Genomic DNA, 11,784 nt, shown 5'->3' on the forward strand with positions numbered 1-11,784 from the left:
AAATACCATTTCTTGTGAATTTTATTCAATCAAAAAATAGAATAGTACTGCAAAGAGGAAAGATTTTGATATCCTGTGTGGCCTTGTTTTTTATTGTAAATAAAGGAATAGCCCAGCGCTCTTTTCCAGATATTAGTAAAGATTCAAAAGGAAATCTACTATATTCCAAAGATAATTTAGGTAATCAAATCCCTGATTTTTCGTATGCTGGTTTTGAAGCTTCTGAGAAACAGATACCCACTATTGAAAATAAAATAGTTGTCCCACAACAAGAGCAAGATGCTACTCGAATAATTCAAGCTGCGATTGATTATGTATCAAGTTTAAAACCGAATAAGTTAGGATACAGAGGGGCAGTACTTTTAGCTCAAGGTATATTTAAAGTTAGCGGAACTTTGTATATAAAAAAATCTGGAGTCGTACTGAGAGGGAGCGGAAATAGTGAGAAAGGAACGATTCTTTTGGGTACTGGTTTGGATAGAGAATCGGTTATAAGAGTCCTTGGGATTGATGATAAAAAAAAGGAAGAAGTCTATTCTCTTTCCACTACTTTTTCGCCTCTTGGGACTCAAACGATCCATCTGAAAGAAGTGACTAAATTAAAAGTAAATGACGCAATAGCGATAACTCAACCGTTGACAGAGAGTTTTATTAAAGAACTCAAAATGGAAGAGTTTGGAGGAGAAACCGCATGGGTAGGTTGGAAAAAAGGGAGTTGGGATGTGACTTGGGATCGAATAGTTACAGGGATTAATGGGAATGAGATTACGCTTAATGCTCCTTTGACCATGGCTTTGGATAGTAATTATGGTGAGGCAAAAATAACTTCTTATGTTTGGCAGGGAAGAATAGCAACTGTAGGAATTGAAAATATTCTTATGAAATCCAGTTACGATGCATCTAATCCAAAAGACGAACAACATAGATGGTTTGCTATTAGTATGGAAAATGTCAAAAATGCTTGGGTTAAACAAGTCAATTTTAAACATTTTGCTGGAGGAGCAGTGACGCTATTAAAATCGACTCAACAAATTACAGTAGAAGATTGTATCGCTTCTGAACCCATTTCTGAAATAGCCTCTTTTAGAAGACATACTTTTTATACTGAAGGACAACAAACCTTGTTTCAGCGTTGTTATTCGGAATACGGTTATCATGATTTTGCCGTAGGTGGTTTTGGAACAGCAGGCCCGAATGCCTTTGTACAATGTGAATCTCATTTGCCATTTGAAAATAGTGGAACTATAGGAAGTTGGGCAACAGGAGTTCTGTTTGATATTGCTAACATTGATGGACAAGCGTTGAGTTTTAACAACAGAGAACAAAATGGTAGAGGAGCAGGGTGGACAGCTGCTAATAGTGTCATTTGGGAATCATCGGCCTCTAAAATAGAATGCTACAACCCGCCAACAGCTCAAAACTGGGCTTTTGGAGTATGGGGACAGTTTTCAGGAAACGGACATTGGAAGGATGTGAATGCTCATATTAATCCAAGGAGTTTATTTTATACTCAATTAGAAAAACGATTGGGGCAATTGCCTATAAAGCCTTATTTGTATAGCATTGGTTCAGAGCCAAGTTCAAGTCCAACAATAGATCAAGCTTCAGAATTAACCAAAGCTTCAATAAGCACTTTAATGAGTCTGCCAGAATGGATTGTGAAAGTATCTCAATTTAATCCGATAGATAGTAATTCAAAAGGGATTAAGAGTGCGAATGATTTGAAAATTGTAGAAGATCACATAGCTAAAGCTAATCCTAAAGTAGGAATTGAAAATGGCTGGCTTACTCTTGACGGAAAGTTAATAGCAGGAAAACAATCTAATGTGATGTGGTGGAGAGGCAGTCTATTAGAAGATGATATAAAAAAAGCAACACCACATCTTACCCGATTTGTTCCAGGTAGAATTGGTACTGGACTTACTGATAACCTTAATGAAGTAGTTGACTATTTGAGTGCCAATTCGATGATTGCCTTAGAACACAATTATGGTTTGTGGTATGACAGACGAATGGATGATCATGAGCGAGTGCGTCGTATTGATTCGGATGTGTGGCCTCCGTTTTATGAACAACCTTTTGCCAGAAGTGGAAAAGATTTGGCTTGGGATCACTTAAGTAAATATGATTTATCAAAGTACAACAGTTGGTATTGGGATCGTTTGGCTCGTTTTGCAACTTTGGCGGAAGCCAATGGACAATTGTTAATTCATCAACAGTATTTTCAACATAATATTTTGGAAGCTGGAGCCCATTGGGCGAGTTCTCCTTGGCGTTCAGCTAATAATATTAATCAAACAGGATTTCCTGAACCACCTCCGTATGCTGGTGATAAGCGTATTTTTATGGCAGAGCAATTTTATGATATTACTCATCCTGATAGAAGAAAAATTCACCAACAATTCATTCGAAAATCATTAGAGAATTTCCAAAATAACAGCAATGTAATTCAATTAACCAGTGCTGAATATACGGGACCACTTCAGTTTATGCAATTTTGGTTGGACGAAGTACAACAATGGAAAAACGAGACATCGGCTAAAAGTTTAATAGGCTTAAGTGCCACTAAGGATGTTCAAGATGCTATTTTAGCAGATGGTGACAGAAATAAAACGGTTGATTTAATAGATATTCGATATTGGTATTATAAGGAAGATGGTACTACTTATGCTCCTGAAGGAGGAAAGAATTTAGCGCCGAGACAACATGCTCGCAAACTCAAAACAGGAAAAGAAACAGAGGATCAAGTATATAGAGCTGTTCGTGAATACCGAGAAAAATACTCAAACAAGTCGGTGCTGTATTCTACAGATGCTTCATCTCGTTTTGGTTGGGCTGTTTTATTTGGTGGCGGTTCTCTTCCTTCATTACCAAAAATTTCGTTACCTGAATTTTATTCTGCGCTACCTTCAATGCAATTGGTAAGTGGAAATACCTACTCAGATAATTTGTGGAAATTGGAGAATAAAGGTAAAAGTTACCTGATGTATCTTAAAAGTCCTCAAGACATAACTTTAAATCTGACAAATTTTAAAGGAGAGTTTGACGTTTATCTTATCAACCAAGACAATGGTTCGGTCATTAAACGACAAACAATTAACGGAGGAAATAGTAGTACTATTTCTACTACTGGAATAAAAGAAAAAGTAGTTTTTGTCATTAAAAAATAATTCAAAATACCTTCAAAAATGAACTTAAGAATTCACTATTTAGCCATTTTTTTTATAAGCTTTTTGTTATTCACCCAAAACGGATTTTCACAATCTACAAGAGCTACTTTGCCCAAACTTGAGGTTTCCAAGAACCACCATTATTTTACTACAGAAGATGGGAAACCATTTTTTTGGTTGGGTGATACAGGTTGGCTTACATTTGGAAAACTTGACAGAGAAGGAGTAAACAAGTATTTTCAAGATCGAAAAGCAAAAGGGTTTAATGTAATTCAGGTGATGGTTTTGCATAATATCAATGCAGTGAATGTTTATGGAGACAAGGCTTTAGTAAACGAGGACGTTTCAAAACCCATAACTACGCCAGGTAACAACTTCAATAACAAAGAAGAATACGATTATTGGGATCATATTGACTATGCTTTGGATGTGGCTCAAAAAAATGGAATCTATGTAGCAATGGTCCCAGTTTGGGGTACCAATGTGTCAAAAGGAGATAAAGTAAGCAAAGAACAAGCTCAAAAATACGCACAGTTTTTGGCCAATCGCTATAAAGACAGGACTAATGTGATTTGGATGAATGGTGGCGATACACATGGTAACGAATTTAAGGACATTTGGAATGCGATTGGAAGTACATTAAAAATCAATAATCCCGATCAATTAGTGACTTTTCACCCTTTCGGGCGAACCGATTCTTCAGACGATTATCATACTGCGACTTGGTTGGATTTCAATATGTTTCAATCGGGTCACCGCAGGTACGACCAGGATACTTTGCCAGGTTCGTTCAAAGAAGATAATTACAAGTTTGTTCAAAGAGATTTAACTTTAAAACCAATAAAGCCTACCCTTGACGGAGAAGCCTCTTATGAAGGAATCCCTCATGGATTGCATGATACGTTACAACCGTTATGGAAAGATAATGATGTAAGACGTTATGGGTATTGGTCTGTTTTTGCAGGGGCGGCAGGGTACACTTATGGACATAATGCCGTGATGCAAATGTTTAGAAAAGGAGACAAACCCGCTTACGGAAACAAAGTATTTTGGTACGATGCCATTAATGCACCAGGTGCTGGGCAAATGGTGTATCTTAAAAAATTGATGTTAGAATTTCCTTATTTTGATAGAGTTCCAGACCAGTCATTAATTGCCAATCAAGGTGAGAAATACGATTATTTGGTGGCTACTAGAGGGATTAATTATGCCTTGATTTACACTTATAACGGCAGAAGAATAGCAGTTAATTTAGGAAAAACAAAAGGGTCTAAAGTAATCGCAACTTGGTACAACCCAAGAAATGGAGAAAAAAAAGAGATTGGAACATTTGATAATAAAGGAACTAAAGAATTTCAGCTTTCTGGTAAAAAAGAAGATGGAAACGACTGGGTTCTAATTTTAAAATCTCAAAAGTAAGATGAGTTTCAAAAACAGAATTATACTATCGTTTGTTTGTTTTATAACAGGTTTTAGTACCGCCTTTTCTAATAATGACGGCTGGTACAATATCCTGAATGAAGGAGCAAATAATAAAGGGATTAAGTGTACCGAATCTATTCAAAAGACGATAGATAAGGTGGCTCTAAATGGAGGTGGAACAATTTTTTTCCCGGCTGGGGAATATTTGACAGGAGCTTTGCATTTGAAAAGTAACATTACTATTTATTTAGATTCGGGAGCGCTTTTGAAATTTTCAGATAATTTTGACGATTACCTGCCTTATGTCACAATGCGTTATGAAGGGATTGTGATGCAAACTTTTTCACCTTTGTTTTATGCCAAAGAGGCTCAAAATATTAGTATTAAAGGACGAGGGGTAATTGATGGACAAGGAAAAGCGTGGTGGAATGAGGTGTACCGAATTGAAACTGCAAAACAACCTATTCCGCTTACTAAATATCAAAAAATGTGGGAAGAACAAAACAAAGGTTTGGTGTACTCACCGTATTATCAAAGAACGATTGATAAAAAGTTCTTTAGACCTTCTTTTTTTCAGGCTTATAATTGTTCTAATATCTTAATAGAAGGAGTGACTTTTCAGAATTCGCCTTTTTGGACCATTAACCCAGAATTTTGTGATAATGTAACAATTACTGGAGTTACAATTTTTAATCCTCATTCGCCAAATACAGACGGAATTAATCCTTCTTCTTGTAAAAATGTTCATATTTCTAACTGTCACATCAGTGTGGGCGATGATTGTATTACCATTAAATCGGGCAGGGATGAAGACGGACGAAAATATGGAAGACCAACAGAAAATGTAACGATTACAAATTGTACGATGCTTAGCGGACATGGCGGAGTGGTTATTGGTAGTGAAATGTCAGGCGGAATTAAAAAAATAACCATTTCCAATTGTGTGTTTGACGGTACCGATAGAGGCATTAGAATTAAATCAGCAAGAGGACGGGGAGGGATTGTTGAGGATATTCGAGTGGATAATATCGTGATGAATAATATTAAAGAAGAGGCCATAATTATGGATTTGTTTTATGATAAATCAAATGTAGTTGAGCCTGTTTCTGAACGAACACCTATTTTTAGAAACATTCATATTAGTAATGTAACGGCGACTAATGTTAAGAAAGCTGGGACGCTCCGTGGGATTACAGAGATGCCTATTCAAAATATTTCATTTTCTAATAGTATTATTACCGCTCAAGAAGGATTTACTATTATGACTTCGAAAGACATTGAATTTCATGATGTTAAAGTGAATACTAGTATTGGTTCCTCTTTTGAAATAGAAGATACTAGCAATTTTATTTTGGATAATGTAGTTACAGCGAATCCTATTCAAAATGTTCCTATAATACAATTAAAGAATGTTTTTAACGGAGTGATTACTAATAATTTTATGATGGTTCCCACTTCACTATTTATTCAAGCAGAAGGGAAACAAACTCGAGACGTATTTCTAAAAAATAATCTCTTGCATAAGGTTACGACAGTAATTAAAAGAGGCTTGGATTTAAATAAAAAAGCAATAATTGAATAATGAAGAAAATAAGTGTCTTTATATGGGTACTCTTTTGTAGTGTTTCTTACTCTCAAAAAGAAAAGGAGGTGTATCTTTTTACTTCTTTTAGAGAGCCCGCTACAGAAGGATTGTATTTAGCATATAGTGAAGATGGTTACCATTGGAACAATTTAGGAGGCTCCTTTTTAAAGCCAGAAGTTGGCGAAAGTAAGATTATGAGAGATCCTTCTATTGTAAAAGGAGCCAATGGGGTATACCATTTGGTTTGGACCACTGATTGGCGAGGAGGTACGGGTTTTGGCTATGCTAATTCTAAAGATTTAATTCATTGGTCACCTCAAGAGTACATTCCTGTTATGAAAAACGAACCAGAAGTAGTTAATATTTGGGCACCTGAGTTATTTTATGATGAACCCAACCAAATGTATATCATAGTTTGGGCTTCGACTATTCCATTTCGATTTGAAAAAGGAGTAGAAGAAGAAAAAAACAATCATCGTTTGTATTATGTTACCACAAAAGATTTTAAAACATTTTCAGAAACTAAATTGTTTTTAGATCCTGGTTTCAGTTGTATTGATGCTGTTATCGTTAAGAAAGCAAAAAAAGAGTATGTGTTAGTTTTTAAAGACAATACTAGGCCAATGCGTAATCTAAAAGTAGCTTTTGCAAAATCACCTTTAGGACCATACAAAAATGTATCGGTGCCTTTTACTGATTTTTTATCTGAAGGACCCACTGTGATGAAAAAAGATTCGGATTGGTTGATTTATTACGATAATTATGGTCAAAAGAATTATAAAGCCGTTAAGACTACTGATTTTAAACATTTTGAAGCTATTTCATCCGAGATACAATTTCCAGAAGGGCATAAACACGGTACAATAACGACTATAACTCCTTCGATTTTACAAAGATTAAAAGAAAGACTAAAACATTAAAACATGATTGTGACTCAAAAAATAACCCCACGCTTTGTAGTAATTTCCATGTTGTTTTTACTATTGGGAACAACCTATTCAGTAAACGCTCAGCAAGATACGGTAAGGTATGTAGGGAAAACACTTTCTAATATTGATTATCATCACGGGCAATTGAGTCCGGCGGTGGGAGTTCACGCCACTCAAATTATGAGAGCGAGTAGAGAACATGCGGATAAAGCAGACGGATTTGGCTGGACTTATAACCATGCGACGAATATGGCCTATTGGAACAATACCTTTTTTATACAATATTTGAGTAATCCAGTGGGAGAACACATTCCACCAGGACAAACGGTATTGATGACGTCTAAAGACGGTACTACTTGGGACAAACCTAAAGTGTTATTTCCAATTTATCATGTTCCAGATGGTTGGAAAAAAGAAGGTGTTGAGGGCGTGGCTAAAAACCTAGATGCAGTGATGCACCAACGCATGGGATTTTATGTTTCCAAAGAAAAAAGATTACTGACTTTGGCTTATTACGGTATTGCAATGGACGAAAAAGACGATCCTAATGATGGTAAAGGGATTGGGCGAGTAGTGAGAGAAATCCATAAAGACGGTAGTTTTGGTCCTATTTATTTTATTCGTTTCAACAAAAGTTGGGACCAATCAAAATCCACTTTTCCATTCTATAAACAAAGTAAAGACAAAGGATTTGTAAAAGCGTGTGATGAACTACTATCAAAGCCCTTAGTGATGCAACAATGGGTAGAAGAAGCGGATAGAGATGATGAATTGATTCCGTTAAAAAAACAATTTAAAGCCTTTAACTATTACCATCTGCCTAATGGCAAAGTAGTAGGATTGTGGAAATTTGCCTTAACTTCTATAACCTTAGATGAGGGAAAAACTTGGGAATATAGTCCATTGAGAGCACCTGGATTTGTGAACAGTAATGCTAAAATTTGGGGACAAAAAACATCCGATAATCGCTATGCAACGGTATACAATCCTTCGGAGTTTCGCTGGCCCTTAGCGGTCTCTGTGAGTGATGATGGTTTAAATTACAAAAATTTGTTACTTGTACACGGAGAAATAAGTCCAATGCGTTATGGTGGAAATTATAAATCGTACGGGCCACAATATGTGAGAGGAATTCCAGAAGGTGATGGAATCCCACCCGATGGAAAACTATGGGTAAGTTACAGTATGAACAAAGAAGATATTTGGGTAACTTCTATCCCTGTGCCAATTACAGAAACGGTAAGTGATAATGTTCATGATGTTTTTAATGAATTGCCCGATGGAGATGAATTACAACTTTGGAACACGTATAGTTTGTCTTGGGCATCGACTAAGGTCGAAAAGAAAAATGATCGAAAAAAGTACTTGATCTTGAGAGATCACGATGCTTTTGATTACGCAAGAGCTGAGCGCGTGATTCCTTTTGCTCAAAAAATGGAAGCTAGTTTTACGGTAGTGCCAGAGCAAAATAATCATGGTTTATTACAAATCGAATTTCAAAATAAACAAGGACTTCCTGGGGTGCGATTGATTTTTGATTCGGACGGACTTTTGAAAACGAAAACGGGAGCTCGTTTTAATACGATTACAAAATACGAAGCAGGGAAGTCTTATACTGTAACATTGAAACTAGATGTTACATCACGTTCGTATACCATTAAAGTAAACGATGATAAAGAATCGACTAAAATATTCTATGCACCTGTAGATGGTTTTTCTCGAATTATGTTTAGAACAGGAGAGGCACGTACGTTTCCAACACCTGAAACACCTGCAGATATTGAGGACTATGATGATTTGAAAGACACAGGTAAAGAAATCCCTGAAGCAGTATTTAATATTCAGTCATTAATCACTAAAGCCCTTTAAAATGAAAATCGTTTGTAAGGTACTAATCCTTTTTAGTGTTTTGTTTTCGCTACAATCAAGGAGTCAGGTAACGGTGGATCACTTAACTATAGAAATGGCTGAAAACCCTTTAGTTGTCAATCAAAAAACACCTAAATTGGGTTGGCAGTTAGTGTCTAAAAACAGCAATGTATCTCAAAAATACTATCAAGTACTTGTATCGTCTACAGAAGCTAAAATTCAAAATAATGAAGGAGATGTTTGGGATAGTGGTAAAATAAAATCAGACAAAAGTCAGCAAGTGTATTATGCTGGAAAGCCATTAAACGAAGAGACCAAATACTTTTGGAAAGTAAAAATTTGGAATCAAAATGATGTAGCTTCTACTTGGAGTAAGAATGCTTTTTTTAGGGTTGCACCCGCTGAAAAAGGTTTGAAACCAACTTGGATTGGAGCTATTTTAAAATCGGATAGCCATTTGCCTGAAGGTAGAAATTATCACGCTGTAACCTTTAAGAAAGAAAAAAAAGAGGCTATTGTAAATGCAGTTGATTCGTTAGCTCGTAGGAGTATTATGCTGCGAAAAACATTTTCTATAGCAAAAAAAATCAAAGAAGCTGTAGTTTTTATTTCGGGCTTAGGACATTATGAACTAACGATTAATAACAAAAAAGTAGGCAATAGTCAGTTTGCACCACTTTGGACAGATTATGATAAAACAGTTTACTACAACACTTATGAAGTGCCAATAAATGAGTTACAAAAAGGTGAAAATGTAGTTGGTGTGCTTTTGGGTAATGGAATGTACAATATGGTGGCTGAAAGGTATGCTAAATTTTATGTAAGTTTTGGCCCACCTACTTTGTTTTTTAAAATGAAAGTGACCTATGAAGACGGTTGTCAAGAGATTGTACAATCGGATGGGAGTTGGAAATATTCCCTGAGTCCAATTACGTATAACAGTATTTTTGGAGGTGAAGATTATAATGCTAATTTGGAACAACCTGGATGGGATACTCCAAAATTTGATGATAAGTCCTGGAAAAAAGTAGTAATTCAAGAGGCTCCTAAAGGTAAATTAGTTCCTCAAACTGCTGCTCCTATTCAAATTGAAAAGTACTATCAAGTTAAAGAATTTAAAGAAATTCAGCCGAATACTTTTGTGTTTAATATGGGACAAAATGTCTCCGGTTTTCCAACTATAAAAGTCAAAGGAAATAAAGGGCAAACTATTCGTGTTTGGGTAGGAGAAGGATTGAATGATGATGGAACTGTTGGTCAAGGTCGCTCGGGAAAACCGTATTATTATCAGTACACTTTGAAAGGCGACGGAATAGAAGAATGGCAACCGAAATTTAGTTATTATGGGTATCAGTATATTCAAATTGATAATGTAAATTACAAGGAAATTAAGAAACAGAATTTACCGTTAGTAGTAGACATTACATCCAATTTTGTCTATAATTCATCGGGTGAAGCAGGAACTTTTGAGTGTTCAAATCCAATTTTTACCAAAGCTCATGAGTTAATTAATAATGCGATAAAAAGTAATTTTCAAAGTGTTTTTACCGATTGTCCGCATCGTGAGAAATTAGGTTGGATAGAAGAGACTCATTTGAATGGACCCGGTTTATTTTTTAATTATAATTTACAAACCTACATTCCTGGTTTGATGCAAAATATTGCTGATGCGCAGCGCGAAAATGGATTGATTCCTTCTGTGGTGCCTGAGTATGTTGTTTTTGGAGGCGATTTTACAGACTCACCAGAATGGGGCGTAGCAGGTGTAATCTTGCCATGGATGTATTATGAATATTATGGCGATAGTTCATTGATAGAAAAGTACTATCCCGTAATGAAAAAATATGTTGATTATTTAACTACAACTTCTAAAGAAGGAATAGTATCTCACGGATTAGGAGATTGGTACGATTATGGTCCTCATGCTGCTGGTTATTCAAAGAATAGTCCCATTGCACTTTCAGCGACGAGTCATTATTTTTTCGGAGCTAGTTTAGTAGCAAAAGCAGCAAAATTATTGCATAAAGAGGAAGATTACATACAGTATTCGTCTTTAACCAATAGCATAAAAGGAGCTTTCAATAAAGCATTTTTTAATCCAGAAACAAAACAATATGGAACCGGAAGTCAATTTAGTAATGCCGTGCCTTTGTTTATGGATATTGTTAGCCCTTCAAATAGAAAAGCAGTGCTAACTAATTTGTTAGAAGATATTAAAAATAAAGGATACCGACTAACCACAGGCGATGTGGGAAATAGGTATTTGTTTCAAGCATTAGCTAGAAATAATCAAAATGAAGTTTTGTACCAAATGCATAATCATACAGATGCTCCAGGATATGGTTTTCAGATTAAGTTTGGCTTGACCACCCTCACAGAACAATGGGATCCTCGAAAAGGAAATTCATGGAATCATTTTATGTTAGGGCAAATTGAGGAATGGTTGTATCAAAGTTTAGCAGGAATTCTTCCTGATGCAGAACACCCAGGCTTCAAACATTTCTTTATCCAACCCGAATTGGTAGGTGATTTGACTTTTGTAAAGTCGAGTTACAAATCCAACTACGGTTTAATTGTTTCCGAATGGAAAAAAGTGAACAATAAAGCCGTATTTACTATTACAATTCCTGCAAATACTTCGGCAACAATTAAATTACCTATTCAATCAGGTAGAATAATTACAATTAACGGAATCACCTTACAACAATCAAAAAAAGTAGTTCATTTTGATACCAAAACAACTACTTCAAATTTGAATTTAGGATCAGGAAGTTATGTTATTGAAAGCAAATTATAAATAGAAAAATAA

Annotated in this window: 6 protein-coding genes; all 6 read left to right on the forward strand. The window is 35.6% G+C overall.

Annotated elements, in window-relative coordinates; translation table 11 throughout:
• Positions 1-14: 14 nt before the first annotated feature.
• Genes Q0L65_RS12045 through Q0L65_RS12070 form a run of 6 tightly spaced genes read left to right on the forward strand, consistent with a single transcriptional unit; the run spans position 15 to position 11,772 of the window.
• A complete protein-coding gene (locus Q0L65_RS12045) occupies positions 15-3,170 on the forward strand; it encodes a DUF6298 domain-containing protein (protein ID WP_296686693.1) in 3,156 nt (1,051 codons plus the stop codon).
• A gap of 18 nt (positions 3,171-3,188) precedes the next feature.
• On the forward strand, positions 3,189-4,589 hold the full coding sequence (locus Q0L65_RS12050; RefSeq protein WP_296686696.1) for a glycoside hydrolase family 140 protein: 1,401 nt from the start codon (positions 3,189-3,191) through the stop codon (positions 4,587-4,589).
• A 1-nt stretch (position 4,590) separates the two neighbouring features.
• Positions 4,591-6,174 (forward strand): glycoside hydrolase family 28 protein, encoded by a 1,584-nt coding sequence (locus Q0L65_RS12055; protein WP_296686698.1) that lies wholly within the window; start codon positions 4,591-4,593, stop codon positions 6,172-6,174.
• On the forward strand, positions 6,174-7,097 hold the full coding sequence (locus Q0L65_RS12060) for a glycoside hydrolase family 43 protein (RefSeq protein ID WP_296686701.1): 924 nt from the start codon (positions 6,174-6,176) through the stop codon (positions 7,095-7,097). Before Q0L65_RS12055 ends, Q0L65_RS12060 begins: the two co-directional genes overlap by 1 nt.
• A gap of 3 nt (positions 7,098-7,100) precedes the next feature.
• Positions 7,101-8,975, forward strand: coding sequence for a six-hairpin glycosidase (locus Q0L65_RS12065; protein ID WP_296686704.1), 1,875 nt, complete (start codon positions 7,101-7,103; stop codon positions 8,973-8,975).
• Between the two features lies 1 nt (position 8,976).
• Positions 8,977-11,772 (forward strand): alpha-L-rhamnosidase, encoded by a 2,796-nt coding sequence (locus Q0L65_RS12070; RefSeq protein WP_296686706.1) that lies wholly within the window; start codon positions 8,977-8,979, stop codon positions 11,770-11,772.
• The last annotated feature ends 12 nt before the right edge of the window (positions 11,773-11,784 follow it).

The sequence above is a fragment of the Flavobacterium sp. genome, assembly GCF_024642105.1.
Taxonomy (GTDB): domain Bacteria; phylum Bacteroidota; class Bacteroidia; order Flavobacteriales; family Flavobacteriaceae; genus Flavobacterium.

Excerpts from the sequence above, each read along its gene's own strand:
- Q0L65_RS12065 (WP_296686704.1), top strand. The coding sequence starts at position 7,101 with ATGATTGTGACTCAAAAAATAACCCCACGCTTTGTAGTAATTTCCATG.
- Q0L65_RS12060 (WP_296686701.1), top strand. The coding sequence starts at position 6,174 with ATGAAGAAAATAAGTGTCTTTATATGGGTACTCTTTTGTAGTGTTTCT.
- Q0L65_RS12070 (WP_296686706.1), top strand. The coding sequence starts at position 8,977 with ATGAAAATCGTTTGTAAGGTACTAATCCTTTTTAGTGTTTTGTTTTCG.
- Q0L65_RS12050 (WP_296686696.1), top strand. The coding sequence starts at position 3,189 with ATGAACTTAAGAATTCACTATTTAGCCATTTTTTTTATAAGCTTTTTG.
- Q0L65_RS12055 (WP_296686698.1), top strand. The coding sequence starts at position 4,591 with ATGAGTTTCAAAAACAGAATTATACTATCGTTTGTTTGTTTTATAACA.